Annotated in this window: 29 protein-coding genes; 15 read left to right on the forward strand and 14 right to left on the reverse strand. The window is 66.3% G+C overall.

Annotation, left to right across the window (positions count from 1 at the left end; all coding sequences use genetic code 11):
• Positions 1–16 precede the first annotated feature (16 nt).
• Together cydB and cydX are read left to right on the forward strand one after the other, a co-directional pair.
• Positions 17–1,168 carry a cytochrome d ubiquinol oxidase subunit II gene (gene cydB, locus FMM79_RS08955; protein WP_148627167.1) on the forward strand — a complete coding sequence of 384 codons (1,152 nt, stop codon included), beginning with the start codon at positions 17–19 and terminating at the stop codon, positions 1,166–1,168.
• Positions 1,169–1,180: 12 nt separating this feature from the next.
• Positions 1,181–1,297 carry a cytochrome bd-I oxidase subunit CydX gene (gene cydX, locus FMM79_RS08960; protein WP_148627168.1) on the forward strand — a complete coding sequence of 39 codons (117 nt, stop codon included), beginning with the start codon at positions 1,181–1,183 and terminating at the stop codon, positions 1,295–1,297.
• Positions 1,298–1,745: 448 nt separating this feature from the next.
• Here the strand turns inward: cydX and FMM79_RS08970 are convergent, their stop codons facing one another.
• The 5 genes from FMM79_RS08970 to FMM79_RS08990 are packed head-to-tail and all read right to left on the reverse strand — an operon-like array spanning position 1,746 to position 6,052.
• Positions 1,746–2,537: a sulfite exporter TauE/SafE family protein gene (locus tag FMM79_RS08970; RefSeq protein ID WP_148627170.1), complete on the reverse strand. Its 792-nt coding sequence runs from the start codon at positions 2,535–2,537 to the stop codon at positions 1,746–1,748.
• A gap of 38 nt (positions 2,538–2,575) precedes the next feature.
• Positions 2,576–4,162: a bifunctional protein tyrosine phosphatase family protein/NAD(P)/FAD-dependent oxidoreductase gene (locus tag FMM79_RS08975; RefSeq protein ID WP_148627171.1), complete on the reverse strand. Its 1,587-nt coding sequence runs from the start codon at positions 4,160–4,162 to the stop codon at positions 2,576–2,578.
• 41 nt (positions 4,163–4,203) lie between these two features.
• A complete protein-coding gene (locus tag FMM79_RS08980) occupies positions 4,204–4,620 on the reverse strand; it encodes a DUF6691 family protein (protein ID WP_148627172.1) in 417 nt (138 codons plus the stop codon).
• Between the two features lies 1 nt (position 4,621).
• Positions 4,622–5,074, reverse strand: a complete 453-nt coding sequence (locus FMM79_RS08985; protein ID WP_240339076.1) for a YeeE/YedE family protein — start codon at positions 5,072–5,074, stop codon at positions 4,622–4,624.
• A 36-nt stretch (positions 5,075–5,110) separates the two neighbouring features.
• Positions 5,111–6,052: an MBL fold metallo-hydrolase gene (locus FMM79_RS08990; RefSeq protein ID WP_148627174.1), complete on the reverse strand. Its 942-nt coding sequence runs from the start codon at positions 6,050–6,052 to the stop codon at positions 5,111–5,113.
• A 77-nt stretch (positions 6,053–6,129) separates the two neighbouring features.
• Here FMM79_RS08990 and FMM79_RS08995 point away from each other — a divergent pair, with 77 nt between their 5' ends.
• Together FMM79_RS08995 and FMM79_RS09000 are read left to right on the forward strand one after the other, a co-directional pair.
• Positions 6,130–6,765 (forward strand): peroxiredoxin, encoded by a 636-nt coding sequence (locus FMM79_RS08995; protein ID WP_148627175.1) that lies wholly within the window; start codon positions 6,130–6,132, stop codon positions 6,763–6,765.
• Positions 6,762–7,211 carry an ArsR/SmtB family transcription factor gene (locus FMM79_RS09000; RefSeq protein WP_371710888.1) on the forward strand — a complete coding sequence of 150 codons (450 nt, stop codon included), beginning with the start codon at positions 6,762–6,764 and terminating at the stop codon, positions 7,209–7,211. The genes FMM79_RS08995 and FMM79_RS09000 overlap by 4 nt, the downstream gene beginning before the upstream one ends.
• Positions 7,212–7,334: 123 nt before the next feature.
• Here FMM79_RS09000 and FMM79_RS09005 read toward each other — a convergent pair whose 3' ends face one another.
• From FMM79_RS09005 to FMM79_RS09020, 4 genes are all read right to left on the reverse strand, one after another.
• On the reverse strand, positions 7,335–8,039 hold the full coding sequence (locus FMM79_RS09005; protein WP_148627176.1) for a M23 family metallopeptidase: 705 nt from the start codon (positions 8,037–8,039) through the stop codon (positions 7,335–7,337).
• Between the two features lie 154 nt (positions 8,040–8,193).
• Complete coding sequence (locus tag FMM79_RS09010; protein ID WP_148627177.1) at positions 8,194–9,006, reverse strand: ferritin-like domain-containing protein; 813 nt, start codon at positions 9,004–9,006, stop codon at positions 8,194–8,196.
• 5 nt (positions 9,007–9,011) lie between these two features.
• Entirely contained in the window at positions 9,012–9,485 is a 474-nt protein-coding gene (locus FMM79_RS09015; RefSeq protein ID WP_148627178.1) for a peroxiredoxin, read from the reverse strand.
• Positions 9,482–12,208 (reverse strand): bifunctional [glutamine synthetase] adenylyltransferase/[glutamine synthetase]-adenylyl-L-tyrosine phosphorylase, encoded by a 2,727-nt coding sequence (locus FMM79_RS09020; RefSeq protein WP_148627179.1) that lies wholly within the window; start codon positions 12,206–12,208, stop codon positions 9,482–9,484. The genes FMM79_RS09015 and FMM79_RS09020 overlap by 4 nt, the downstream gene beginning before the upstream one ends.
• Before the next feature lie 121 nt (positions 12,209–12,329).
• Here FMM79_RS09020 and FMM79_RS09025 point away from each other — a divergent pair, with 121 nt between their 5' ends.
• From FMM79_RS09025 to FMM79_RS09045, 6 genes are all read left to right on the forward strand, one after another.
• On the forward strand, positions 12,330–14,051 hold the full coding sequence (locus FMM79_RS09025) for a M28 family metallopeptidase (protein WP_148627180.1): 1,722 nt from the start codon (positions 12,330–12,332) through the stop codon (positions 14,049–14,051).
• A gap of 1 nt (position 14,052) precedes the next feature.
• Positions 14,053–15,045, forward strand: a complete 993-nt coding sequence (locus FMM79_RS09030) for an agmatine deiminase family protein (RefSeq protein ID WP_240339077.1) — start codon at positions 14,053–14,055, stop codon at positions 15,043–15,045.
• Between the two features lie 34 nt (positions 15,046–15,079).
• A complete protein-coding gene (locus FMM79_RS21205) occupies positions 15,080–15,217 on the forward strand; it encodes a hypothetical protein (protein ID WP_153269319.1) in 138 nt (45 codons plus the stop codon).
• Between the two features lie 196 nt (positions 15,218–15,413).
• A complete protein-coding gene (locus FMM79_RS09035; protein ID WP_148627182.1) occupies positions 15,414–15,656 on the forward strand; it encodes a hypothetical protein in 243 nt (80 codons plus the stop codon).
• A complete protein-coding gene (locus FMM79_RS09040; protein ID WP_148627183.1) occupies positions 15,653–16,540 on the forward strand; it encodes a bestrophin family protein in 888 nt (295 codons plus the stop codon). The genes FMM79_RS09035 and FMM79_RS09040 overlap by 4 nt, the downstream gene beginning before the upstream one ends.
• A 40-nt stretch (positions 16,541–16,580) precedes the next feature.
• Complete coding sequence (locus FMM79_RS09045) at positions 16,581–16,922, forward strand: hypothetical protein (protein ID WP_148627184.1); 342 nt, start codon at positions 16,581–16,583, stop codon at positions 16,920–16,922.
• Between the two features lie 137 nt (positions 16,923–17,059).
• Here the strand turns inward: FMM79_RS09045 and FMM79_RS09050 are convergent, their stop codons facing one another.
• The 4 genes from FMM79_RS09050 to thrS form a co-directional block, all read right to left on the reverse strand.
• On the reverse strand, positions 17,060–17,944 hold the full coding sequence (locus FMM79_RS09050) for a GNAT family N-acetyltransferase (protein WP_205466579.1): 885 nt from the start codon (positions 17,942–17,944) through the stop codon (positions 17,060–17,062).
• A gap of 110 nt (positions 17,945–18,054) precedes the next feature.
• Positions 18,055–18,729 (reverse strand): spermidine synthase, encoded by a 675-nt coding sequence (locus FMM79_RS09055; protein ID WP_148627185.1) that lies wholly within the window; start codon positions 18,727–18,729, stop codon positions 18,055–18,057.
• Positions 18,730–18,732: 3 nt separating this feature from the next.
• Positions 18,733–19,167 carry an acetyltransferase gene (locus FMM79_RS09060; protein WP_148627186.1) on the reverse strand — a complete coding sequence of 145 codons (435 nt, stop codon included), beginning with the start codon at positions 19,165–19,167 and terminating at the stop codon, positions 18,733–18,735.
• On the reverse strand, positions 19,164–21,161 hold the full coding sequence (gene thrS / locus FMM79_RS09065) for a threonine--tRNA ligase (RefSeq protein ID WP_148627187.1): 1,998 nt from the start codon (positions 21,159–21,161) through the stop codon (positions 19,164–19,166). The genes FMM79_RS09060 and thrS overlap by 4 nt, the downstream gene beginning before the upstream one ends.
• Before the next feature lie 381 nt (positions 21,162–21,542).
• On the opposite strand from thrS, the gene FMM79_RS21210 reads away from it, so the two are divergent.
• The 4 genes from FMM79_RS21210 to FMM79_RS09080 are packed head-to-tail and all read left to right on the forward strand — an operon-like array spanning position 21,543 to position 22,532.
• Positions 21,543–21,710, forward strand: a complete 168-nt coding sequence (locus FMM79_RS21210) for a hypothetical protein (protein WP_153269320.1) — start codon at positions 21,543–21,545, stop codon at positions 21,708–21,710.
• Positions 21,704–22,135, forward strand: a complete 432-nt coding sequence (locus FMM79_RS09070; RefSeq protein ID WP_240339078.1) for a hypothetical protein — start codon at positions 21,704–21,706, stop codon at positions 22,133–22,135. The genes FMM79_RS21210 and FMM79_RS09070 overlap by 7 nt, the downstream gene beginning before the upstream one ends.
• Positions 22,132–22,326 (forward strand): helix-turn-helix transcriptional regulator, encoded by a 195-nt coding sequence (locus tag FMM79_RS09075; protein ID WP_148627188.1) that lies wholly within the window; start codon positions 22,132–22,134, stop codon positions 22,324–22,326. Before FMM79_RS09070 ends, FMM79_RS09075 begins: the two co-directional genes overlap by 4 nt.
• A 2-nt stretch (positions 22,327–22,328) precedes the next feature.
• A complete protein-coding gene (locus tag FMM79_RS09080) occupies positions 22,329–22,532 on the forward strand; it encodes a hypothetical protein (protein ID WP_148627189.1) in 204 nt (67 codons plus the stop codon).
• Here FMM79_RS09080 and FMM79_RS09085 read toward each other — a convergent pair.
• A complete protein-coding gene (locus FMM79_RS09085; protein ID WP_148627190.1) occupies positions 22,526–23,572 on the reverse strand; it encodes a hypothetical protein in 1,047 nt (348 codons plus the stop codon). The genes FMM79_RS09080 and FMM79_RS09085 overlap by 7 nt on opposite strands.
• Positions 23,573–23,792: 220 nt before the next feature.
• On the opposite strand from FMM79_RS09085, the gene FMM79_RS09090 reads away from it, so the two are divergent.
• Positions 23,793–24,545 carry an alpha/beta fold hydrolase gene (locus FMM79_RS09090; protein WP_148627191.1) on the forward strand — a complete coding sequence of 251 codons (753 nt, stop codon included), beginning with the start codon at positions 23,793–23,795 and terminating at the stop codon, positions 24,543–24,545.
• Positions 24,546–24,560 lie beyond the last annotated feature (15 nt).

The raw sequence follows: 24,560 nt of genomic DNA on the forward strand, positions 1-24,560 counted from the left end.
TGAAAGGACAGATGAAATGCCTTTCGTACCTATCGATTACGAAACCCTTCGCCTGATCTGGTGGCTGCTCCTGGGCGTGCTCCTGATCGGCTTTGCCATCGCGGATGGCTTTGACCTTGGCGTGGCCGCCCTCCTCCCGTTCATCGGCAGGAACGACGTCGAGCGGCGCCAGGTGATCAACACCATCGGCGCCACCTGGGAGGGGAACCAGGTCTGGTTCATCCTGGCTGGCGGCGCGATCTTCGCGGCCTGGCCCTTCGTTTATGCGGTAAGCTTTTCCGGCTTCTACCTGGCGATGTTCCTGGTGCTGGCCGCGCTGATCCTGCGTCCCGTTGGCTTCAAGTACCGCTCCAAGAAGGCCGATCCCGCCTGGCGTTCGCGCTGGGACTGGGCGCTGTTCGTGGGTGGCTTTGTGCCCGCGCTGGTCTTTGGCGTGGCGGTGGGCAACGTGCTCCTGGGCGCGCCTTTCCGGCTCGATAGCGACCTTCGCACTTTCTACGAAGGCTCGCTGCTGGGCCTGTTCACGCCCTTCTCGCTGCTGACCGGGCTCCTGTCGGTGACGATGCTGGCGCTTCACGGGGCCGGCTGGCTCAGCCTCAAGCTGGAGGACGGCCCGGTGCTCGACCGAGCGCTGAAGTTCGGCAAGATCGCCGCGCTGGCCTCGGTCGTGCTGTTCGTCCTGGGCGGCGCCTTTGTGGCTTATGGCGACATGGGCTACCGCCTTGCCGCCGAGGCCGATCCGGCTGGCCCCTCCAACCCGCACCTGACGGGCGCGGTGGCCGCAACCGGCGCCTGGCTCGACAACTACGCCGCGCACCCCTGGATGCTGATCGCCCCGGTGCTTGGCCTTCTGGGGCCGATCCTCGCCTTCGTGGGCATCTCGGGCCGCAAGCACGTGCTGGTTTTTGCCGGTTCGACCCTGGCGAACGTGGGCATCATCGCGACCGTGGGCCTTTCAATGTTCCCCTTCATCCTGCCCAGTTCCATCGATCCGGCCTCGAGCCTGACCTTGTGGAACGCCTCCTCGAGCCAGGGCACGCTGTTCATCATGCTGATCGTTACGCTCATCTTCCTGCCGATCGTGCTTCTCTACACCGCCTGGGCCTACAAGGTGATGTTCGGCCGCGTGACCGATGAGGAAGTCCGTCTCAACCCCGATTTCTACTGAGGAGTTCGCCCCATGTGGTATTTTGCCTGGATTCTGGGCGTCGGCCTCGCCGTCAGCTTCGGCGTCATCAACGGCGTGTGGCATGAGTTCCACTCCGACCCGTCCCAGGACCGCACCGTCCTTGACTGAGCGCGGGTTAGCCTGACCAGAACGCCGCCTGTGTCCCTGGGGATGCAGGCGGCGTTTTTGTGTGGGGGAAGGACTTTTTTCAAGGGGCCATCGCCCCTTGCCCCCCGTTATGGGCGACCTCACCTTGCTCCGCCACGGCGGCGGGTGGGAGGTGAGGTAGACGGTATGGGGAGCCCCGAGGGCGATGGGCCTCGGAGTCATTTCCTGGCCCTTCTGTCCTGTCCGCCATGCTGGCAGATACAAAATCCCTGCGGAGGCCGGGATCATGTGCTCTCTGGGAACATGCGTCAGGGCTTGGCGGCGGACGCCTCCTCCCTCGCCTTGCGCCACCTCTGAAACGTTTTCTCCGAAATTCCGCCGACTTCGCGGCAGCTTTCGACCACGCCTTTGCCCTGTGCGATAAGGGCGAGGATCGTGTGGCAGCGCGCGTTCTTGTCGGGGATCGCGGTCACAGGACGCCGCCCGACTTCAGCAGCATGTAGATGGCGACGACGAAGATCAGCACGGCAAAGACCGTGGTCAGCAGGCCCTGGCCCGACAGCCGCCCGGCGGTCCAGCTGCCGCCGAAGCCGCCGAGCACCCCGCCAGCGATGAGAACGGCGGCGAGAAGCCAGTCGACGAGCCCGGACACCGCGTAGTTCGCCGCCGTGGTAAGCCCGAAGGCGGTCACCGCGACAAGGCTGGTGCCCACCGCGTTGATCATCGGCATCGAGGTCGAGGCGATCAGGCCGGGCACGATAAGGAAGCCTCCGCCGATTCCGAAGAAGCCGGAGAACGCGCCGGTGCCAAGGCCGAAGCCGAGCACTTTGGGCGCGTTCTCGCGATTGCACTGCGCGCCCGGGATGCCCATGTTGCGGCGCCCGCGGATCATCAACCCGCCTACCACGATCATGACGAGCGCGAAGAGGAACAGCAGGTTCTGCCCGTCGATCGCCTTGCCCAGCGTCGAGCCGAGGAAGGCGCCGAAGATCCCGGCAAAGGCGTACATCCCTCCGCAGCGCCACTTCACGTTGCCCGAGCGCGCGTGCTGGATGAGCCCTGTCGCCGCGTTGATTGCAACGGCAAAGGCGCTCGTCCCGATGGCGACGTGGGGGTTGGGGACACCCACGAGGTAGACCATCAGCGGCACGGCCAGAATCGAGCCGCCCCCACCGACAAGGCCAAGGGTGAAGCCGACCAGAACGCCCGAAAAGGCGCCGAGGAGCAGGTAGGCGAGGTCGATGTGGGAGGCGTCGAGCATGGCAGAGGACCGGCTTTGCTGGGGGAGGTATCAGGCGTTCACAGGAGCGGGGCGGGTTGCACCAGCCACTCGCGGCCCTTGAGCATGCCGTGCCAGTAGATCGGGGGCAGGGCGTCGGCCTTGAGGTGCCAGGCCATGCGCGAAGGTTTGGTTCCGTCGATCAGCCACTTGGGCAGGGAAGGCGCAAGCTTGCCGCCATAGGTGAACTCGGCAAGGACGATGTGGCCGCGATCGACCGTCAGCGGGCACGAGCCATAGCCATCGTAGGCCGCGACCGGGCCCTTGCCGTCGAGGGCAGCGAGCACGTTGACGGCAACCACGGGGGCCTGCTTGCGCGCAGCCGCGGCGGTCTTGGCGTTGGGGGTGCTGCATCCGTCGCCCAACGCAAAGATATTGGGCCAGCTGAGCGACTGGAGCGTCACCTGGTCGACTTCGGCATAGCCTGCCGCATCGGCAAGCGGGCTGTTCGCGATGATCGGGTTGCCCTCCTGCGGGGGGACGGCGTGGAGCATGTCGAAGCTGCGAGTGATCTCCCCGTCCTCGGTGCGGAAGGTCGCTTCGCGCGCGGGGCCGTCTACGGCCACGAGGGTGGAGCCGAACTTCAGGCCGATGCCGTAGCGCCCGACCGTTTCCATGAGCGCGGGCACGTAGTCGGGCACGCCGAACAGGACGCCGCCCGCGTTGTGGAACTCGACCTCGATGTCACCCAGAACGCCGCACTCCTCCCACTCGCTGCATGAGAGGTACATGGCCTTTTGCGGCGCGCCCGCACACTTGATCGGCATCGGCGGCTGGCTGAACAGCGCGCGGCGCGGGCCGGGCGTGCGTGCCAGCTTCTGGACCATCTGCCAGGTGTAGGGGGCGAGGTCGTAGCGGTAGTTGGAGGTCACCCCGTTCTGGCCGAGCGCGGCCTCCAGCCCTTCGATCTTGTTCCAGGCGAGACGGTTGCCCATCGCGACGACAAGGACGTCGTAGGTGACCTTCGCGCCGCCTTCCAGCTCGACGGTATTGCTGTCAGGCGCGAAGCCGATGACCGCCGCGCGGATCCAGCTGGCCCGTTGGGGCAGGACATCGCGGGTCTTGCGCACGGTATCGGGCTGCTTGAAAACGCCGCCGCCGACCATGGTGAAGCCGGGCTGGTAGAAGTGATCTTCGCTGGGCTCGACGATGGCGACATCGAGCGCAGGGCTGCGCTTGAGGAGCGAGGCCGCCGCCGCGATGCCAGCCGAGCCGCCGCCCACGATCACCACCTTGTGGTGGGGTGTGCGTCGGTTCGCGGCCCCATTGGCTGCGGACCGGCTGCGCGCGGCGCATGCGACCTTTTCGGAGCGGTTGTCGGTGCGGCAGAAGGCGAGGGTCGGGCCGAGATTTTCCGCTCGGATCTTCGCGAACGCCTCGGCCTGGTCCTCGGGCGCGATCTTGCCGCCGACGGGCAGGTAGAAGGCGGTGATGCCCCTGGCCCGCGCGGCCTTGGCAAGCTCCCCGAAGCTCGGCTGGCCGGGCTCTTCGTTGTCGGGTCGGTTGCAGATCAGTGTGGCGATGCCGGCGGAAACGAGACCGTCGATGTCCTGCGGGCGAACCTGCCCGGAAACGTGGAGCTGACCTTCGATATGCCGCGTCTGCATGCGCGCATCTCCTGGAATATACGTATTCTGAGTGGGGGGAATCAGCCGCGCAGCGTGTCGATCAGGCGCAAGGCGAGCATGCCTGCCAGCATGGCGACGACGAAGACGCCGGCGGAGACGGGGTGGAAGACGAGCGACGCGATCGCGGGGCCCGGGCACAGGCCGCCAAGGCCCCAGCCCACACCGAACAGCGCTGCGCCGCCGATGAGGCGTGCGTCAATGAGGCGCGTGCCGGGCAGCGCGAAGTCCTCGCAGGCGAGCGGGCGGTGCATGCGGCGCTGGAGCGCCCAGGCCAGCGCCATGACCAGGACTGCGCCGCCCATCACGAAGGCAAGCGTGGGGTCCCAGTCGCCCGCGATGTCGAGGAAGCCGCGCACGCGTGCCGGGTTCATCATGCCGGAAAGCGCGAGCCCGGCGCCGAACAGCAGGCCGGAAAGAAGAGCCATGAGATTGCGCATGTCAGATACCTCCCCCCAGAGCGTTGACCAGCGCGACGGTCATCATGCCGGTGGCAACGAAGGTCAGCGTGGCCACGATCGAGCGGGGCGAGAGGCGCGATAGGCCACACACGCCGTGGCCGCTGGTGCAGCCACTGCCCAGCCGCGTGCCGACGCCCGTCACCAGGCCCGCGATGGCGAGAAGGACGAGCGAGGGTGGAAACAGCGCCGGGATACCACCGATCAGCGCAGCCATAGCGAGCGCACCTGCCGGAAGTCCGGCGAGGAACAGGGCCGCAAGCGGCCAGGGCGCGCCGCCCGAAAGGCCCGCGACGCGCGCCGTCATTCCACTGATCCCGGCGATGCGGCCGGGGCCCAGGAGCATGACGGCGCCACCCAGACCGATGAGGACGCCGCCGGCCAGCCCGTGGAGCGGCTGAGCATCTGGAAACGTTTGCATGAACCAGTCGAACATGGGGGGCTTTCTGTCTTTGCTGGAAAAACGGCTGCTTCAGAGCGCGTTGACGGGAATCTTGAGGTAACGTACGCCGTTGTCCTCGGGCGCGGGCAAGTGACCGCCGCGCATGTTGACCTGGACCGAAGGCAGGATGAGGTTGGGCATCGAAAGCGTCGCGTCGCGGCGGGTGCGCATGTCGACGAATTCGTCCTCGCTCACGCCATCGTGGACGTGGACATTGGCGGCGCGCTGCTCTGCCACGGTGGTCTCCCAGACGAACTCCTCGCGGCCCGGTGCCTTGTAGTCGTGGCACAGGAACAGCCGGGTTTCGGCGGGGAGTGTCAGAAGGCGGCGGATCGAGCGGTAGAGCTGGCGGGCATCGCCACCCGGAAAGTCCGCACGCGCGGTGCCGTAGTCGGGCATGAACAGGGTGTCGCCCACGAAGGCGGCATCGCCGATCACGTAGGCCATGTCGGCCGGCGTGTGTCCGGGAACATGGAGCGCAGTGCCGGTCAGCGTGCCGAGGGTAAAGGGCTCGCCATCGGCGAAGAGGTGGTCGAACTGCGAGCCGTCCCGGGCAAAGGACGTGCCCGCGTTGAAGATCTTGCCGAAGACCTCCTGCACGCGCACGATTTCGCGTCCGATGGCGAGCTTGCCGCCCAGCTTTTCCTGGAGATAGGGCGCCGCGGAAAGGTGGTCGGCGTGGGCGTGCGTCTCGATATGCCAGGCGACTTTCAGATTTTTCGAACTCACGTAGGCAAGAACCTGGTCGGCCGATTCGCTCGTGGTGCGACCCGAAGAGGCTTCGTAATCGAGGACCGAGTCGATGATCGCCGTTTCGCCGCTGGCCGGGTCGTGGACCACATAGGTTACCGTGAAGGTTGTTTCATCGAAGAATGCTGCAATTTCCGGCTGCTTCGCGTTGTCGCCGCGCGCCGTTTCGATCTGGGCGGCGGCCTGGCTCAGGGCCGTGTAGGGGGCTGGTGCGTCAGGCATTCGGTTCTCCATAGCATTATTTAATGTAATTATGTAACTGTGTTGCGTCAAGAGGCAGCTTGCGCTAGAACTTTTCCATGGAAGACGAGACCCGCAAACACTGTTGTCCCTTGCGCATCGGCGATGCCGTGCCCGCGTTTACCGCACGCAGTACGCAAGGCCCTGTGGCGATGAAGGATTTTGAGGGGCGCTGGCTGGCGTTCTTTTCGCACCCAGCCGATTTCACGCCGGTATGCACCTCCGAATTCGTCGCCTTCGCGCGCGCGGCCGAGCGCTTTGCTGAACTCGATTGCGCGTTGATGGCGCTCTCGGTTGACAGTCTCTTTGCGCATTTCGCCTGGCTGCGCGCGATCCGTGACCATTACGAAGTCGAAGTGGCCTTCCCGGTTGTCGAGGATCCCACGCTGGTGATCGGGCGCGCCTATGGTATGGTGGCGAACGACGCCCACGATGCCGGAACCGTACGCACCGTCTTCATCATCGACCCTGCGCAAGTCGTGCGGGCGATTGTGACCTACCCGGTCGAGATCGGGCGTTCGGTGGAGGAAGTGCTGCGCATTGTCGCGGCGCTGCAGGTCGCCGATGCGGGCAAGGGGCTGCCGCCCGAAGGTTGGGAGCCGGGCAAGCCGCTCTTCGCCCATCCCGAGCCGACGATGGATAGCGTGCTGTCGGCTGACAACCCTGTCGGCTGGTTTCTCAAGGAGTGCGAATGATGGCCAGTGCATCCACCCCGCCTTCGGCGCCCGGAGGGGAAGGTGCCCCGATCGAACTCATCAAGGCGATCGCGCATCCCCTGCGCTACGAGATCCTGTCCTGCGTCGCGCGTGGAGAGCGCAATGTGGGCGAGATCGAGGCGGCCACGGGGATTGGTCAGCCCACGCTCTCGCAGCAACTCTCGGTGCTACGCAACGCCGGGCTCGTCTCGGCGCGGCGCGAGGCCAAGCTGGTGTTCTACGCGGTCGAGGCCGAGGCGCTCGAACAGGTCTGTTCGGCATTCCAGGCGATCTGCCCGGCTGAGTTCCAGGGGCGGATCGTGGCCAAGCTGACGGGCGGCGCGGTCACTTCGGTGGAGCCTTTGCCGGCCAATTGGCCGGAGGGCAGCGACACGGCGGCGTTGCGGCGGCGCGGTGGGGCTGCGGTCTTCGCCAAACTGGACTGATCGCTCTGGTGTCAGGCAATGGCCAACGCGCATAGAAAAGGCGGCTCTGCTGCCGCCCTTTCCCTCTCCGAACCGGGAAGCGAAAACAGCGCCAATCGGCGCTGCTTGTCGTCAAAAACTGTATCAGCCGCCCTTGGCGCCGCTCTCGTTCGCGGCGAGGCCCGACTGCATGTAGGGAACCGGGTTCACCGCAGCGCCGTCTACGCGCACTTCGTAGTGCAGGTGCGGGCCGGTCGAGCGGCCGGTTGAGCCCACGAAGCCGATGAGATCGCCCTTGTGGACGGTCTGGCCTTCCGCAACGTTCAGGCGCGAGAGGTGGCCATAGCGGGTCTGCAGTTCGCCGCCGTGTTCCAGCGAGATGTAGAGGCCGTACGAGCTGAACATCGAGGCGCGGCTGACGATACCGTCGGCTGGCGCGTAGACCGGGGTGCCGGTCGGCGCGGCGAGGTCGATGCCCTTGTGTCCGGCGCGGCGCCCGAGGATCGGGTGGTTGCGCATGCCGTAGCTGCTGGTGGTGACCGAGTGTTCGAGGGGGTTGCGCGAGGGAATCGAAACCGGAGCGATGGCGCCGACCTTGGCTGCGGGCTTGGCGGCGGCGAGGCCGGTTTCCTCGAAGTTCTGCCAAGAGCTGAACAGGGTGCGGAACTGGGCGTCTTCATTGCCCGAGGCCGACTGGCTGGCCGACTGTGCCGCGCGCAGCGGGGCTGCGATATCGGCGGAGGCCGCGCTGGAGTTTGCCATGGCCGGATGGGCGGCGATGGCGCTGCCCGCGATAACGGCGGCACCGGCCACTGCGCGGATTTTGGCGAAGACTTTCGTTACGACCACTCGCAATACCTTGTTATCCGCCGAACCCCTTGGGGCAAGGCGCTTGAACCCTTCGACTGCGATCCTGAGATGCGGACCGTGTCGAGCCTTGATTTCGGAGATGGTCGGAACCCCCCGCCGTCTCTCGAGTTTCAGTTATGACCGGGAATGTTAATCAAACAAGAGCGGCGTAGAATTCGCGCGATAAACCGGCAGCCGAGCGCGCCGAGTCGTTGAACGGTGGCTTAACGGCCCCGTGGAAATGGCGGGAAACCAAGGTTTTCCAGAGAATCGCGGGAGCGGCTTGTCGACGTTTTGCCTCCGCGTCGAAATGAGTTGCGCCGTACCGCACGTGCCGGATTTCATCGTCAAGGATTCGTTGGAGAATAATGGCCCCACGAGCATCGCCTAGGGTTTTAACCCTATCGCGAGTGTCCGGCGTCACGTCGAGTCCGCGCGCTTCAAGCACCATTGGAACCACGGCAAGACGCGCGGCGACATCATGCCGCGTCTCGCTCGCCGCGTCCCACAGCCCGCCGTGGGCGGGCAGCGCGCCGTAGTGGCTACCCATAGTGGCCAGGTGGCGCTCGATGAGGGCGAAGTGCAGCGCTTCGTCAGCCGCAACGCTCAGGAAATCGTCAACGAACTCCCGGGTCATCTCGCCCCCGAAGCGCCCGGCCATGTCGAGCGCAAGGTCGATGGCCACGAACTCGATGTGCGCGAGCGAATGCCACAGGGCGATGCGCCCGCGCTCCGAACCGGCCTTGCGCCGTTTGGGCATATCGCGCGGAGGGAGAAGTTCGGGCTGGGCCGGGCGACCCGGGGTGTCGGGCATGGCCACGTCGAAGACCGGCGCAAGGCCGCCCTGGCGCCACTCACGCACCAGTTTGCGGGTCGCCATGACCTTGGTTCGGGGGTGGGGCTCAAGCAGGGTGGCCCGGATCGCGCGCGCCAGCGTGCGCGGCGGGTTCGACGTGTCACAGGTCATGGCGCTCAGAGGGCCTTGGCGGCCTCCAGCACGGCCTTGGCGTGCTCCTTCACCTTCACCTTGTCCCAGACCTGGGCGATCTTGCCTTGGGCATCGATCAGGTAGGTGGTGCGCACCATGCCCATGTAGGTGCGGCCATAGTTCTTCTTCTCGGTCCAGATGCCCAGCGCATCGGAGAGGCCGTTCTCTTCCGCATCGGTCGCAAGCGGGGCCTTCAGGTCATGCTTGGCGATGAAGTTCTGATGCTTCCTGGCCGAATCCTTGCTGACGCCCAGCAGCGCCACTCCCGCGGCGTCGAACTCCGGCTTGAGCGCGGAAAAGTCGATGTTCTCGGTCGTGCAGCCGGGGGTGTTGTCCTTGGGGTAGAAGAATACGACGAGCTTCTGGCCTGCAAAGTCCGAGGCCTTCACGCTGCCACCTTCGGGCGTCTCCATGGCAATGTCGGGGAAGGCGTCGCCGGGGCCGGGGCGTTCGGTCATGGTGTCTCAATCTCCAGTTCTTCGCCAAAGGCGTCGCGCCAGGCCGTGGCGACGCAGCTGCGTGCGCCCGCCAGCGCGGTTTCGAGTTCGCTCCAGTCCCCATAACCACATGCGCGCACGAGGGCCAGCCGTGCCGCGGGGAGCGGCAGCTGCGAATCGGGCGCGAGCAACCGTGCCGCGACAAGGAAGCGGGTAAGCGTGTCGTGCGCGGACCCTAGGTCCTGCGGCAGCAGGCCGTGCGTCGCGAGCGCGGCGATGGCGTCTCCGAGATCCGGGACAAGCCCCCGCCCGCTGGCAAGCTGGGCGTGGTGGACGAGGAACTCAAGATCGACGAGGCCCCCGCGCGCGAGCTTCACGTCGAGCGGTCCTTTCGCCGGTTTGTACCCGGCCATGCGCGTGCGCATTTCCAGCACTTCGCCGCGCAGCACTTCGGGATCGCGCGGGCGGGTGAGGACGTGGGCGATCTCGTGCTCGACGGCAAGGCGCGCTTCGGGCGAGCCGATGAGGACGCGCGCGCGGCACAGCGCCATGTGCTCCCAGGTCCAGGCGTCTTCGCCCTGGTACTGGCGAAAGCTTTCCAGCGAGGCGGCGGGCGGGCCTTGTTCGCCCGATGGGCGCAGGCGCGTGTCCACTTCGTAGAGCGCGCCCTCGGCGGTGGGCACCGAGAGCGCGGCAATCGCGCGCTTGGATAGGCGGTTGTAGTAGAGCGTCGCGCCCAGCGGGCGCTCGCCGTCGCTCTCGGCCTGGAAATCGCCGGTGAACAGGTAAATGAGGTCAAGGTCCGAGGCGTGGGTCAGGATCCCGCCGCCGAAGCGTCCGAGGCCGAGCACGACCATCTCGCTCCCGGCAATCGTCCCGTGGCGCTGGGCAAATTCTTTGCTCGCCGCGCGGGTGAGGACGATGCTGGCGGCCTCGGCTATGCGCGCGAGGCCCTGGCCGATGGCGATGGGATCGTTGACCCCTTCGATCAGCTGTACGCCCAACCGGAAGCGGGCCTCACTGACCCGGCGGCGCACGGTGTCGAGGATGCGTTCGTAATCGCTGCCCGGTTCCAGCCGCCCGAAATCGGCGACGAGGCTGTCGACGTCGCCAGGAAGCTCGAAGGCGCTCGCATCGATCAGTGGATCGAGGAGGTCCGCACGACGCGCAAGGGCATCAGCGAGCGGCGGGGCGAGGCTGAGAATGTTGACGAGAACGTCCAGCAGCGCGGGGCGCGCTTCCAGCAGGCGGAAGAGGTTGATGGCGCTGGGCAGGTTGCCGAGCAGTTGCTCCCAACGCAATACCGCGCGTTCGGGCTCGGGGGCGTGCGCCAGCGCGGCCATGAGTTCGGGGCGCATCGCCTCGAAGGCGGCGCGAGCTGCGTCCGAGCGCAGCGCGCGTACGCGCCCGGAGAGCCAACCCTCGATCCGTTCGGCCAGCGCGGCCGGATCGGCGAAGCCCAAGTCCTCCAGTTCGTCGCAAAGGCTCGCCTGTGCGGGCATGGCGACGGCTGCATCGCTCTGGACGGGGGTGTTGGCCATGACCAGAGCGTCATAGCGTGCGCCCACCTCCTGCGTGATCGCGGTGACTTCCTCTATCAATTGCCCACCATCGGCGAGGCCATCGAGCCGGGCAGCGGCATCGAGCGCTTCAGGGTCGGTGGGCAGCGAATGGGTCTGGTGGTCGCGCAGCATCTGCAGGCGATGCTCGATGGTGCGCAGGCGATCATAGCTTTCGCCCAGAAGGCGTGCGTCCTCGGGCGGGATGAGGCCGGCATCCGCCAGGGCATCGAGCGTCGCGCGTGTGCCGCGAAGGCGCAGCGCGGGCTGGCGCCCGCCGTGGATCAGCTGGTGGGTCTGGGCGTAGAATTCAATCTCGCGAATGCCGCCGCGCCCCTTCTTGAGGTCAAAGCCGGGGCCCACGCTTTGCGCCCCGCGAGCGCTGGCGCGGATCTGGCGGGTGAGGCGGCCGATTTCGGCAATGGCCCCGAAGTCGAGGCTCTTGCGCCATACGAAGGGGCGGATCGCGGCGAGGAACTGCTCGCCCGCCTCGATGTCGCCCGCGCAGGCGCGCGCACGGATGAAGGCGGCGCGCTCCCAGGCGAGCGCCGAACTTTCGTAATGGGTAAGCGCGGCGTCGATCGAGATGGCGAGGGGGCTGACTTCCGAGGCCGGGCGCAGGCGCAGGTCGACGCGAAAGACATAGCCCTCGCCATCGACGTTCGAGAGCGTCTGAACGACATGGCGTGCGACGCGCTGGGCGGCCTCGCCCGGATCGTCGCGCTCGCGCCGAGGCAGTGTCTCGGGATCGAACAGCAGGATCGGGTCGATGTCGGAGCTGTAGTTCAACTCGCCCGCGCCGTGCTTGCCCAGGGCCAGGGCAAGGAACCCGCCGGGCTCGGCGTCGGGTGCGCGGCGGCGGATACCATCGGCAATCGCGGCGTCGAGAGCGCGGTCGGCAAAGGCGGACAGCTCGCCCGTCACTTTCAGGAGCGGAAAGGCGCCGGCAAGATCGCCGATGGCAAGCGTCAGCGCGAGAGCCTGGCGCTCACGCCGCAGCGCCGCGCCCGCCGAGGGGGCTCTGTCCCCGGCCTTGCGTGCCATCGCCAGCGCGGCCTCACCGTCGCCCGTGGCCAGCACTTCGGCCAGTTCGGGGCGGCGTTCGAGCAGCGTTGCAAGAAACGGTGCATGGGCACGTGCGCGCGCGAGCGCGCCGGTCCAGTCCTCTCCGGTTGTCGTCGTCATGATGCCTGTCCTGCCGCCTTGGGAAGAGCCGGGCAAGCGCCTTGTTCACCGCGCGCGCCTCTGGCACCTCTGGGCCAGGGGCGCCGCTGGGGTGCCGTATTGCCAATTCAGGGGACTTCCCGTGAAGAACCGCCTTCTCCTCCTTGCCGCGCTCGGCCTTTCGGCCTGTTCCTCCACCTCCTATTCCGGGCCCGACATGCCCAAGGGCACCGCGTTGCCCCCGCCCGAGCGGCCTATCGCGGAAGAAACGGCGGATGCGCTGCCAAGCAAGGCCAAGGCGATCATGGCAGAGGTGACCGCCACGCTTTCCTCCGATGCCTTCGAAGGCCGCGCGCCCAGCACCGCGATCGAGCCCAAGGTGCTCGATGCGATCATCACGCGCTTCAAGGCCGCCGGATTGCAGCCGGGCAATCATGGCGAGTGGCTGCAGGAGGTCCCCACGGTCGAGATCAACGCGACCAACCCCACCCCGCTCGCGGTCAAGGGGAAGGGAACTTCGCAGACGTTCGGCTATGGCGATGGCTATGTCGCGGCGAGCTACCGCGTCGTGCCCGAGACGCGCATCGCGGACAGCGAACTGGTCTTCGTGGGCTATGGCATCGACGCGCCCGAGCTGGGCTGGAACGACTATGCCGGGATCGACATGACGGGGAAGACCGCGGTCATCCTCGTCAACGATCCCGACTATGCGGCCGAGACCGAGGAGGGCCCCTTCAAGGGGCGGCGCATGACGTATTACGGGCGCTGGACCTACAAATTCGAGGAAGCGGCCCGGCAGGGCGCCGACGCTGCGCTGATCGTGCATGACACCTTCCCCGCCGCGTACGGCTGGAATGTCGTCAATTCGAGCTGGACCGGTGCGCAGTACTACGTCCAGACAGCCGATGACGGGGCGAGCGAGACGAAGGCCAACGGCTGGATCCAGAAGTCGGTGGCCGAGACCCTGCTGAAGGCGGCCGGACAGGACCTGATCAGCCTGAGCGCGGCGGCGAAGCGCCGGGGTTTCAAACCAGTCCCCCTGGGCCTGAAAGCCAGCTTCGGGTTCGACAACCAGGTGCGCAAGTCGGTTTCCAACAACGTGGTGGGGGTGCTCCCTGGTACCGAGCGCCCCGATGAATACGTGCTTTACACCGGGCACTGGGACCACCTGGGCCACTGCACGCCGGATGCGAGCGGCGATGACATCTGCAACGGCGCGGTCGACAACGCGACCGGGATCGGCGCGCTGACCGCGCTGGCGAATGCCAACGTCGAGGCCGGCGCAACGGCACGCAGCCAGGTGTTTCTGGCCGTCACGCTCGAGGAATCGGGGCTGCTGGGCTCGGAATACTATGCCGCGAACCCGGTATTCCCGCTCGATCACACGGTTGGCGGGGTGAACATGGACGCGCTGCTGCCCGGCCCCCGTGCGCGCAGCTATGCAATGGTGGGCGGCGACAAGTCGGACCTTACTGCGCTGTTCCGCGCAGCGCTGGCCGACGAGGGGCTTGCCGAAGTGCCCGAGGAGCATTCGGAACGGGGCAGCTACTACCGCTCGGACCATTTCTCTTTCGCCAAGCGGGGCGTGCCGATGTTCAACTTCGACCGCAGCACCGACCTTGTCGAGGGCGGGCGCGACGTGGGCGATGCGCTGAGCGAAGACTATGTCACCAACCGCTACCACGCCCCCTCCGACGAATATTCGGCGGACTGGAACTGGGATGGCATTGTCCAGGATGTGTCGCTCTTCTATCGGCTCGGCCGCGATCTCGCCGATTCGGACAGCTGGCCGAACTGGCACGCGAACGATGAATTCCGGGCCGTGCGCGACAAGGCATGCGCCGCATCCCAAGGAGGCTGTTGAGTTGTCTTTCGCCCTTCCCCCCGAGTGGCACCCGCAGGACTGGATCTGGATCGGTTTTCCGCACGATCCGGTCGAATGGCCCGGCTTCCTGGAGGCTGCGCAGGAGCAGATGGCGCAGTTCGCCAGCGTCGTGGCCGAAGCGGGCCAGGAGGTGCGGCTGATCGTTCGTGACGAGGCCAACCGCGCCCGCGCGGCCTCGCTCGTCTCGGACAAGGTCACGCTGGAGGTGCGCCGCTACGGTGACGTCTGGCTGCGCGATACAGGGCCGCTGGTGACAATGGACGGTCAGGGCGCGCGCAAGGCGATGCGCTTCGGCTTCAACGGCTGGGGCGGCAAGTACCTGATGGACGGGGACCGGGAAATCGGCGCCGAGCTGGCCCATGATGCCGGGCTTGCCGTCGAGACGGCAGACTGGGTGCTCGAAGGCGGCGCACTTGACGGCGATGGCACCGGCCTTGTCGCGACGACCGAGCAGTGCCTGCTCAACCCCAACCGCAACCCGCACCTGACCCGGCAGGATCTGGAAATGCGGCTGGAGCGCGACCTGGGCTATGGCAAGGTGCTGTGGCTTGGCGATGGCCTCATCAACGACCACACCGATGGCCACGTCGACAATCTGGCCCGCTTCGTGGCCCCCAATGTGCTGGCCCTGCCGCGCGCGACCGGCGTCGATGATCCCAACGCGGCGATCTACGCCGACGCCAAGGCCCGCGCCGATGCCATGGGCGTGCGCGTGGTCGAAGTGCCCTCGCCGGGCCGCGTGGAGAGCGACGGGCGGATCGAACCGGCCAGCTACATGAACTTTGCCATCACCTCGAACCTCGTGGTCGTGCCGATCTACGGCACGAAGCACGACGAGGACGGCATCACCGCCATTGCCGAGCTGTTCCCCGACCGCGACACGGTGGGCGTGATGGCCGACGCGGTGCTGGCGGGCGGGGGCTCGTTCCACTGTTCGAGCCAGCAGATGCCCTCGCTTCCCAGCGGTGATTAACGCTTTTGCAAGGGCTCGGGCGCATAGCGGCGTCATGGCCCGAGTCCTTGCCCTTGCGTTCCCGCACACGCGGCGCCCGGCCCTGCCGATGGCGCAGGACGTGCTGCGCGGCGTGGCCGTGACCGGCTGCGCGCTGGCGCTGATTCTGGCCGGGGTCGATCTCGGGCTCTGAGCCCGAGCGGACGGCGTTCATCTGCGGGCAAGGAGGCCCGCCCGACGCACACCCTTACCGCCCGCGATTGGGCGCGCGTGATGCACGGCACAACCCCTATATCGCACCGCAGCAAGATTTCGTCGCAATCGGCTGATGCGGGTGTAATTTGCACTACCCAGATTGCGCGTTCGAGATCACTTTTGGGAGTGTGAGTATGCGCCAATTCAGTGAAGCCGAAAGCGCGGCAGGACGCGAAGCGCTCGTCGGCAATTTTCTCCTGTTCCTGTTCGGGTGCGGCGTGTTGGCCTTCTTCGTCACGGTGGACCGGGTCGACTGGCTGCGCATCCGTCCGGCCAGCGCAAGTTCAGCTGCGATGGCGCAGGCCAGAGCCAAGCCCGCACCTGTGCCCCTGATCGAACGCGCCTGGCCGCGCGAAGGAGACGTCCGAAACCCATGATCGTTACATCGGCCCCCCGTCCGGCCCGCATCATCCGCGAAGTCTGGAAGCCGCTGGCGGTGCTGTTCGTGTGGGACGTGATCGTCACGTTCACGTACTATGTCCTGCCCTTCGACGCGCCCGAGCTGCCGGTGACGTTGTTCGGTTCCGCGCTCGCGCTGTTCCTGGGCTTTCGCAGCAATTCAGCCTACAATCGCTGGTGGGAAGGCCGCCAGCTGTGGGGCCTGATGATCAACGCGAGCCGCAACATCGCGCGCGCGTCCCGCAATTTCCTGCCCGATCCGGAAGGGGAGGACACCAAGCGGCGCATTGTTCTGCGCCAGATTGCCTATGTCCACGCGCTGCGCTGCCAGCTCAGGCGCCAGAAGCCCGACGATGAGGTCATTCGCCTGCTGCCAAGGCATGAGGCGGACCTCGCCCTCCAGCGCACCAACGTCGCCAACGGCATTCTCGATGGCACCGGTCGGCGCATCGACGAGGCGCGCCGCAACGGCTGGATCGACACCATACAGCAGGCCCAGATGGAGGCCGTGCTGGTCGACATCGCCAATTCGCAAGGGGGCATGGAGCGCCTCAAGAACACGCCGCTGCCCCACCAGTACCGCTGGCTGCCCACGGTCTTCACGCATATGTTCTGCGTGCTGCTTCCCATCGGGCTGGTCGAGACACTGCAGTTTGCAACGCCGCTCGGCTCGACGCTGGCGGGCGCTATGTTCCTCGCCGTCCTCACCATTGGCGATGAACTGGTCGACCCCTTTGCCAACGACGTCCACGACCTGCCGCTCAACCAGATGTGCCGTACGATCGAGATCGACCTACTGCAGTGCATCGGCGAAGCCGCGCCCGAGCCGCTCACGCCCGACAAGGACGGCGTGCTCTGGTAAGCGCTTGCCCTGCGCGGGACCTCGGCGCATAGGCTGGTCCATGGCACGAGCAGATCGTCTTGAACGCATGGACCGCCGCCGCGAGGAGGCCGAAGATGAATACACCGACGCGCTGATCAGTGCGCTTAAGGTGACCGCCGCTGGGCAGTGGGGGCTTTTCGGGCATACCCGCGACAAGACCCACGTGGCCAAGGCCAAGCCGCTCCTTGCCGAACTGGAGGACCTGGCCCACGAGATCGCAGACCTGCGCAAACGGCTCGACCTCGAACCTTTCGCGCTCCACGCCGAGTTCCTTGCCGCGCGCGGGCCGGTGAATTCCCACGCGGTGGGCGAGCCCAAGCAGGCGCAGGCCTGGCTCGCGCGGCTGGAACAGGATCAGTAAGATAGATTCGAGGACCATCGTCCTCGCGCTCCCTAACTCGTCGCGCCCAGCTCATGCGCGCATTGGCAGGGGAGCGAGGTGAGGCTGCCCATTATGGGGTCAAGGGACGATGAGCCCTTGAATCGGTTTGCCTATTTCTACCCCAGCTCGAACGTCGTGATCCCGTAGATCCGCTTCTCGTCGAGCTCTGGGGCTTGCCCCAGGTACATGCGGGCGCAGCCGAAGACCTCGCGCAGGCCGTGGCGTTTCACCAGCGCCATCGCACCTGGGTGCGTCTCGGGCACGTCGAGGGTGACGAGGCCGTCCTTGCCATGTGTAGCCAGCGCGCAGAAGAGCGCTTCGGCGGCCTCGTCGTCATCGGCGAAGAGCGGACCGATCTTGGTGCCCTCGCGGCAGGGGCGGATCGTGCCGAAGCCCGCCAGCTTTCTGTCTCGCACATAGCCGAGCGAAAGGGCACCCTCCTGCGCGATCCAGCGTTCCAGGAACGGCTCACGGGGGGCGGGAAAGCAGGTGCGGTCGTAGGCCGCGATCTCGGCGAAGGGAAGCTCGGACAGCGGGATCAGGGCGCTGTCGGCGCGCATTGCGGCCTCGGTTGTCGGCCAATCGGTCGGGATCGTGAACTGGAAGCGCAGGTCGCGGTGTGAAAAGACGAAGCCGCCCTTGGCGTAATAGTCCTGCATCGTGAAGACGCCGTCCATGCCGATGGGACGGCCGGGCTTCAGGCGCGAGAGCAGCATCTCGCGGCGGTTCTGCCACAGCCGGTCACCCAGGCCCTGTCCGCGCCAGTCGGGGCGCACGATGAAGAAGCCCATGAAGCCGAATTCGCCGCCATAGGAGGCGATGGTGCCCCCGCCGATCAGTTCGCCGTCCATATCGGCGGCGATGAAGGCGTTGGGCTCGGCCTCCCAGAACAGGTCGGCATCGTGCAGGCCCGGGTTCCAGCCTTCGTTCGCCGCCCATTCGACAAGGCGGTTGGCTTCGCGGCGGGTCATGGCGCGGATGGTGAGTTCGCTGAGCGTCATGCCGGGCAACCTAATGCGCCTGCGCCGATTTGCCAGCGATGTTGCATCCCGCGGGTGCAAGCCTTTCTATCGGCGCAATATCATCGCCCCGAAGATGGCGAGATGCAGGGTTATTCGCGGATCGTGGCGAACCAGATCACGTGCTTGGGCCCCTTGCCGTTCGAGCGCGAGGCGACCTTGCGCTCCTCCACCGCGAAACCGGCACGTTCGAGGCGGCGGGTGAAGTCCGGATCGGGCCCTGCGGACCAGATCGCCAGCACGCCGTCGGGCGTCAGCGCGCGCTTGGCCGCGCGCAGGCCGGACTTGGAATAGAGAACGTTGTTGTCCTCGCGCACGAGGCCATCGGGGCCATTGTCGACATCGAGCAGGATGGCGTCGTAATCGCCTTCCGCGCCCGCGATGAAGGGGGCCACGTCGGAGAGGATGAGATTGACGCGCGGATCGTCCAGGCAACCCGCTTCCAGCTCCTTCATCGGGCCTTTCGCCCACTCGATGATCTCGGGCACGATCTCGATCACGGTAGCCTTGCCGTTTTCGGGTAGGACCCGGAGCGCGGCGCGCAGGGTGAAACCCATGCCATAGCCGCCGATCAACATGTGCGGGCGCTTGGCGTGCTTGATGCGCTCAAAGCTCATCGTCGCCAAGGCTTCTTCGGAGCCCCACTTGCGGGTGGACATGAGTTCATTATGGCCAAGGACGATCATGAAGTCCTTGTCGTGGCGGTAGAGTTCGAGCTTTTCGCCGTCCGGCACCCATGCCGTATCGAGGAGTTCGCGCTGGATCATGGTTCAGCCTTCATAGCACAGGTGGACGATGGGAAAGGGACGCCCCTCGGCGTCGGTCGGGGAGCGGCCGGTAGGTACAAAGCCACGGGAAAGGTAGAAGGGCAGGGCGTTGTCAGCCTGCTCGTTGGCATCGACGCGCGGTGCCGGGTGCAGTTCGAGCGCCTTGCCGACAAGCGCGGAGCCGAAACCCTGTCCGTGGACGTCGGGGTGGACGAAGAGCGCCTCGATCATGTCGCCGACGAAGACCAGGAATCCCTGGACTTCGCCGTCTGGGCCCTCGGCTACCCAGAGGGGCACCTGCGGCAGCATGGCCGCGACCTGGACCTCGATCCCGGCGCGTTGGTCCGGTGTCAGAAAGCCGTGCGTGGCCACGACGGCCGCGCGCCAGATCTCCAGCGCGCGGGCGACGTCGCGGGGTTCGCCCGGCCGGAGGATCACCGCAGGTCCGGGGCCGTGGCAGCCTCGCGCAGCATCGCGATGGCCTCGTCGAGCGGCATGACCTTCTGGTCCTTCTCGCCCAGCGTGCGGATTGCGACGGTGCCTTCCTCGGCCTCGCGCGCGCCCACGACGAGCAGGTGCGGGACCTTGGCAAGGCTGTGCTCGCGCACCTTGTAGTTGATCTTCTCGTTGCGCAGGTCCGATTCGACGCGGATACCTGCGGCCTTGAGCTTGGCGACGGCCTCCTTGGCGTAGTCGTCCGCATCCGAGATGATCGTGGCGACCACAGTCTGCACGGGGGCGAGCCAGACCGGAAGGCGGCCCGCGAAGTGCTCGATCAGGATGCCGATGAAGCGCTCGTAGGAGCCGAAGATCGCGCGGTGCAACATGACCGGGCGGTGCTTGGCACCGTCCTCGCCGATGTAGGCGGCATCCAGGCGCTCGGGCAGGACGCGGTCGGACTGGATCGTGCCGACCTGCCAGGTGCGTCCGATTGCGTCCGTCAGGTGCCATTCCAGCTTGGGCGCGTAGAAAGCGCCTTCGCCGGGCAGTTCCTCCCAGCCGTATTCCTCGGTGGCAAGGCCGGCCTCGATGACCGCGTTGCGCAGCTCGTCCTCGGCCTTGTCCCACATTTCCTCGGTGCCAAAGCGCTTTTCGGGGCGCAGGGCCAGCTTGATCGAGTAGGTGAAGCCGAAGTCCTTGTAGATCTTGTCGGCGAGTTCGCAGAAGGCGCGCACTTCGGCGACGATCTGGTCCTCGCGGCAGAAGATGTGCGCATCGTCCTGCGTGAACTGGCGCACACGCATCAGCCCGTGCAGCGCGCCGTGCGGCTCGTTGCGGTGGCAGCAGCCGTTCTCGTAAAGGCGGATCGGCAGTTCACGGTACGAGGTGATGCCCTGGCGGAAGATGAGAACGTGCGCGGGGCAGTTCATGGGCTTCAGCGCCATCCAGTCCGCATCGTCGGAAACGATCGGGCCTTCATCCTCGGTGTTGGGAGTCTCGTCGGGAATGACGAACATGTTTTCGCGGTACTTGCCCCAATGGCCGGACTGCTCCCACTGGCGCGCGTCCATCACCTGCGGGGTCTTGACCTCCTGGTAGCCCGCGCCGTGGATGGCGCGGCGCATGTAGTCCTCCAGCGCGCGGTAGATGGTAAAGCCATTGGGGTGCCAGAACACCGAACCGTGGGCTTCCTGCTGGAGATGGAACAGGTCCATCTCGCCACCCAGCTTGCGGTGGTCGCGCTTGGCGGCCTCTTCGAGGCGCGTGAGGTGGGCGTTGAGCTGCTTCTTGTTGAGCCAGCCGGTGCCGTAGATGCGGGTCAGCTGGGCATTCTTCTGATCACCGCGCCAGTAGGCGCCGGCTACGCGCATCAGCTTGAAGGCGGCCGGGTCGAGCTTGCCGGTGGAGGGCAGGTGCGGCCCGCGGCACATGTCGAGCCAGTCATCGCCGGACCAGTAGACCGTGAGGTCCTCGTTGCCCGGCAGCTCGGCTGCCCATTCCGCCTTGAAGGTCTCGCCTTCCGCCGTCCACTTGGCGATCAGCTGTTCGCGGCTCCAGACCTCGCGGCGCAGCGGCTTGTCGGCCTTGATGATCTCGCGCATCTTTTCCTCGATGGCGGGAAGATCGTCCATCGAGAAGGGCGCGCGGCCTTGCGGGGCCATTACGTCGTAGTAGAAGCCATCGTCGGTCGAGGGGCCGAAGGTGATCTGCGTGCCGGGCCAGAGCGCCTGCACCGCTTCGGCCAGCACGTGGGCGTAGTCGTGGCGGGCGAGATCGAGCGCGTCCGCCTCGTCCTTAGCGGTCACCAGCGCGAGCTGCGCATCGCCCTGGAAGGGGCGGGTAAGGTCGACCAGTTCCCCGTCGACACGGGCGGCGAGCGCCGCCTTCGCGAGGCCCGGACCGATGGCCGCGGCCACGTCGAGCGGAGTCGCACCTTCGGGCATCTCGCGCACGGAACCGTCGGGAAGGCTGATCTTGAACATCTCGGACATCGAACTCGTCTTTCGCTCCTGGGCCGCGCGGGCGGTACCTTGGGCCTTTGGCACAAGCGCACGCCTCGCGGAAGGTCCGGCGTCGGCTATTTTGGCTTGGGATCGGGAGAATGACGCCACATCGCCCGAGCCCGGGCAACGGCGCTGCGTGGTCTCAGCCCACGACCTGCCGTGCCCGGGCGCGCCGGGGGGTGGTCGTCGTGGTCGTAGTTACACGCTTGGTCATCGCGGGCGCTCCTAGCAGGGAAGCGCGCGCGAGTCACGCCGCAGGGCACAGTGAAGGTGCGCGACAAGCCAGCCTGTCACTATGTCAATGGTGCTTGACACGAATCGATAGGGTATGACAAACAAGCTTTACACAAAAGCAAGGGAGCTTGTCTTATGTCCCGTAATGTCTCGCTGCTCTGGGGGAGTGCCGTGATCGGTGTGGCTCTTCTCAACATCGCCGATGTCCTGCCCGACTGGACCACGATCGCCGCGATCCTGACCATGCCCGCCATGGTGGCCCTGCGCATCCGCAAGGGCCGGGCGCAAGGAAACGGGTGCTGAGGGTGGGCCTCTCGAACACGAACCCGGCGTATCGCCGCTATCAGCGGCGCTTCATTCCGATCACGTTTGCCTACGTCGCGCTGATCGCGCTGGCGACCTGGGTGATCCCGGACGATGCCCCGGCCAGCGTGCTGACAGTGGGCGTCGCGATCCTGCCGGGGCTTGCCGTCCTTGGCTGGATCTGGGCCATGGGACGGCTGCTGGTCGAACTCCAGGACGAGTATCTGCGCATGCTGGAGGTGCGCAAGGTTCTGGTCGCGACCGCGCTGACGCTGGCGGTGTGCAGCGTCTGGGGCATTCTCGAACTCTATTCGCCCCAGGTGCCAAAGCTCCCGATCTTCTTCGTATTCCCGATGTGGTGCGCAGGGCTGGGGCTGGGACTGGTGGTCAACAAGCTCACGCTTGGCGATGCGGGGGGCGTGTGAAGAACCGCCTGAAAGTCCTGCGCGCGGAACGTGGCTGGAGCCAGCAGGACCTGGCCGGAAAGCTCGAGGTTTCGCGCCAGAGCGTCAACGCCATCGAGACGGGGCGCTACGATCCCTCGCTGCCGCTGGCCTTTCGTATTGCCGAAGTATTCGAACTTGCGATAGAAGAGATATTCCTAAGAGGAGAGTAACGATGCCGCGCGCATCCCGTCCCGTTCGCACACGACTGCTTATGCTGGCCGCTTCGCTGGCCCTGTTTGCAGGTCTGGGTGTACTTGCATTTGAGCGCTTGGGCACCGAAAGCGTGGCATCGGACATCACGGGCGCGCCGATCTACGCGATCACGCAGACGGGCAATCGCATCCTTGTCGAGGTGGTCAGTCCGATCCTCTACTGAAGTCGCTTGGGGCGCCGCTCGGCGATCCGCCGCCAGCACCACATCGCAAATTCACCTGCGGGAAGGCACAGCAGGGTCAGGTCCGCCGCGAGTAGATCTGGCGCAGGGGCGAGCGCGGCGCCGAGAAGGACCGCATAGGGCAATATCCACCAGCCCCGGCCCCGGCGTTGCAGGAGCGCGACCACCAAGGCGCTCGCTGAAGCTGCAAGGATCAGTGTACACCAGGCAAGCTGAGCCGGACCCAACTGAGCGAAAACATCGCCCAGATTCACAGGGCTGGGCACGCGGGCGAGGAAGGCCTCCGGCTGGTCGAGGTAGCGCCAGGTCCATGGTGCCGTGGCGAGCAGCGCGATGCTGAGCACGATGGCGGCTTCGCCCAGTACGCCGCCAAATCGTTGCCACGTTAAGCGCGCGCGCAGCGCGTCGAGGATGAAGAGTAGCCAGGGCACGAGAAGACTCGCCGGCTCGGTGAGTGCTGCGAGTGCGAAGACGAGGCCCGCGCTCCCAAGCTGCCAGCGGCTCGTGCGCACGATCACCAGCCAGCACCCGGTCAGCACAAGCGCGGTGAGGAAGAGCCCGGGGCCCGCCAATGGAACCGAGGTTACGGCAAGCGGCGAGATCGCCAGCAGCAGAAGGCCGATGCGCGCCGCGGCCTCGTTTGCGAACAGGCGCCGCCCCAGCGCCAGCGTCAACGCGCCGATGGCGAGGGCATTGGCGAGATTGCACAGAGCCAGCGTCACCGCACTCGCCCCGAAGCGGGTATAGGCGAGCGAGAGCACCATGGGCCAACCGATCGGCGTGAATAGGGCCGGATCGCGGGGCGCGGCGAAATAGTCGCCACCCATCGCCAGCGCGAGGGCGGTATCGTGATGCCACTGCGCCTCGGGTGTGACAGCAATATCGAGGAACAGCGCCGCGACCCGCACTCCGAAATAGAGCGCCCAGATCGCGAGCAGGACCGAGCGCTGCTGCGCGAACCATTCCAGGCGCCGCGCCATGCGCGTGGGCCGTGTGGGGAAGCGGATGATTTCGGCGCTCATGGTGAATTTTCGTAGATGCGGCGGAGAAGGCGGGCAAGGGGCGTGAGGAGGAGAAATAAGATTCAAGGGGTTACTACCCGTTGGCCTCGGAATGGGGTGCTGCACCTTGCGCACGCCATCTTGGCTGAAGTGCGCGAGGTCGTCCGTTCGGGGAGCCCAAGAGCGATGGCCCTCGGATCTCACCTTGCCCTTCTCCACTCCAGCCCCCACCTTGCGCGCCATGACCGAGATCCGCTTCCACGAAATGGCCGATGGCCGCCGCATCGCCCACCGCTTCGCGCCCGGACAGGGGCCCACGCTCGTCTTTCTGCCGGGTTACATGTCCGACATGTCGGGCAGCAAGGCGGCCGCGCTGTTCGAGATGGCCGTCCACACCGGTCGCGCTTGCCTGCTCGTCGACTATTCGGGCTGCGGCGCGAGTGACGGCGATTTCGCCGACGGCACGCTCAGCCGCTGGCGCGACGAGGTGGTTGCGGTCATCGAGGCCGCCGCGCTCGACAAGGTGGTCCTGATCGGCTCCTCGATGGGCGGCTGGCTCATGCTGATGGTGGCCGATGCCCTGCCCGACAAGGTCCACTCGATGATCGGCATTGCCGCTGCGCCCGACTTTACCGACTGGGGCATCGCGCAGATGGACAAGGGCCTGCTCGCCGATGGCGAAACCATCTATGAAGACAACCCCTACGGCCCCGAGCCCACGCCGACCCACCCCGCCTTCTGGGCCGACGGGCAGGCGAACCTGCAACTGGAGACGCCGATCGAGTTCTACGGTCCGGTGCGTCTCCTCCACGGCCAGCGCGACGAGGACGTGCCTTTCGACCTCTCCTTGCGCCTGTGTGAAATGCTGCGTTCAGACGATGTGCAGGTGACTTTCATCAAGGACGGCGACCACCGCCTTTCGCGCGAGACCGATATCGCGGTTCTCATGCGCACCGTGGCCGACCTGCTTCTGGCCCGTGATCCGGAAAGCTGATCGTCCGCACGGCCG

This window comes from Novosphingobium sp. BW1, assembly GCF_008107685.1.
Classification (GTDB): Bacteria; Pseudomonadota; Alphaproteobacteria; order Sphingomonadales; family Sphingomonadaceae; genus Novosphingobium.

What these genes read in the sequence shown, in the direction of transcription:
- cydB (WP_148627167.1), top strand. Translation starts at nt 17, where the DNA reads ATGCCTTTCGTACCTATCGATTACGAAACCCTTCGCCTGATCTGGTGG.
- cydX (WP_148627168.1), top strand. Translation starts at nt 1,181, where the DNA reads ATGTGGTATTTTGCCTGGATTCTGGGCGTCGGCCTCGCCGTCAGCTTC.
- FMM79_RS08970 (WP_148627170.1), bottom strand. Translation starts at nt 2,537, where the DNA reads ATGCTCGACGCCTCCCACATCGACCTCGCCTACCTGCTCCTCGGCGCC.
- FMM79_RS08975 (WP_148627171.1), bottom strand. Translation starts at nt 4,162, where the DNA reads ATGCAGACGCGGCATATCGAAGGTCAGCTCCACGTTTCCGGGCAGGTT.
- FMM79_RS08980 (WP_148627172.1), bottom strand. Translation starts at nt 4,620, where the DNA reads ATGCGCAATCTCATGGCTCTTCTTTCCGGCCTGCTGTTCGGCGCCGGG.
- FMM79_RS08985 (WP_240339076.1), bottom strand. Translation starts at nt 5,074, where the DNA reads ATGTTCGACTGGTTCATGCAAACGTTTCCAGATGCTCAGCCGCTCCAC.
- FMM79_RS08990 (WP_148627174.1), bottom strand. Translation starts at nt 6,052, where the DNA reads ATGCCTGACGCACCAGCCCCCTACACGGCCCTGAGCCAGGCCGCCGCC.
- FMM79_RS08995 (WP_148627175.1), top strand. Translation starts at nt 6,130, where the DNA reads ATGGAAGACGAGACCCGCAAACACTGTTGTCCCTTGCGCATCGGCGAT.
- FMM79_RS09000 (WP_371710888.1), top strand. Translation starts at nt 6,762, where the DNA reads ATGATGGCCAGTGCATCCACCCCGCCTTCGGCGCCCGGAGGGGAAGGT.
- FMM79_RS09010 (WP_148627177.1), bottom strand. Translation starts at nt 9,006, where the DNA reads ATGACCTGTGACACGTCGAACCCGCCGCGCACGCTGGCGCGCGCGATC.
- FMM79_RS09015 (WP_148627178.1), bottom strand. Translation starts at nt 9,485, where the DNA reads ATGACCGAACGCCCCGGCCCCGGCGACGCCTTCCCCGACATTGCCATG.
- FMM79_RS09020 (WP_148627179.1), bottom strand. Translation starts at nt 12,208, where the DNA reads ATGACGACGACAACCGGAGAGGACTGGACCGGCGCGCTCGCGCGCGCA.
- FMM79_RS21205 (WP_153269319.1), top strand. Translation starts at nt 15,080, where the DNA reads ATGGCCCGAGTCCTTGCCCTTGCGTTCCCGCACACGCGGCGCCCGGCC.
- FMM79_RS09035 (WP_148627182.1), top strand. Translation starts at nt 15,414, where the DNA reads ATGCGCCAATTCAGTGAAGCCGAAAGCGCGGCAGGACGCGAAGCGCTC.
- FMM79_RS09040 (WP_148627183.1), top strand. Translation starts at nt 15,653, where the DNA reads ATGATCGTTACATCGGCCCCCCGTCCGGCCCGCATCATCCGCGAAGTC.
- FMM79_RS09045 (WP_148627184.1), top strand. Translation starts at nt 16,581, where the DNA reads ATGGCACGAGCAGATCGTCTTGAACGCATGGACCGCCGCCGCGAGGAG.
- FMM79_RS09050 (WP_205466579.1), bottom strand. Translation starts at nt 17,944, where the DNA reads ATGACGCTCAGCGAACTCACCATCCGCGCCATGACCCGCCGCGAAGCC.
- FMM79_RS09055 (WP_148627185.1), bottom strand. Translation starts at nt 18,729, where the DNA reads ATGATCCAGCGCGAACTCCTCGATACGGCATGGGTGCCGGACGGCGAA.
- thrS (WP_148627187.1), bottom strand. Translation starts at nt 21,161, where the DNA reads ATGTCCGAGATGTTCAAGATCAGCCTTCCCGACGGTTCCGTGCGCGAG.
- FMM79_RS21210 (WP_153269320.1), top strand. Translation starts at nt 21,543, where the DNA reads ATGTCCCGTAATGTCTCGCTGCTCTGGGGGAGTGCCGTGATCGGTGTG.
- FMM79_RS09080 (WP_148627189.1), top strand. Translation starts at nt 22,329, where the DNA reads ATGCCGCGCGCATCCCGTCCCGTTCGCACACGACTGCTTATGCTGGCC.
- FMM79_RS09085 (WP_148627190.1), bottom strand. Translation starts at nt 23,572, where the DNA reads ATGAGCGCCGAAATCATCCGCTTCCCCACACGGCCCACGCGCATGGCG.
- FMM79_RS09090 (WP_148627191.1), top strand. Translation starts at nt 23,793, where the DNA reads ATGACCGAGATCCGCTTCCACGAAATGGCCGATGGCCGCCGCATCGCC.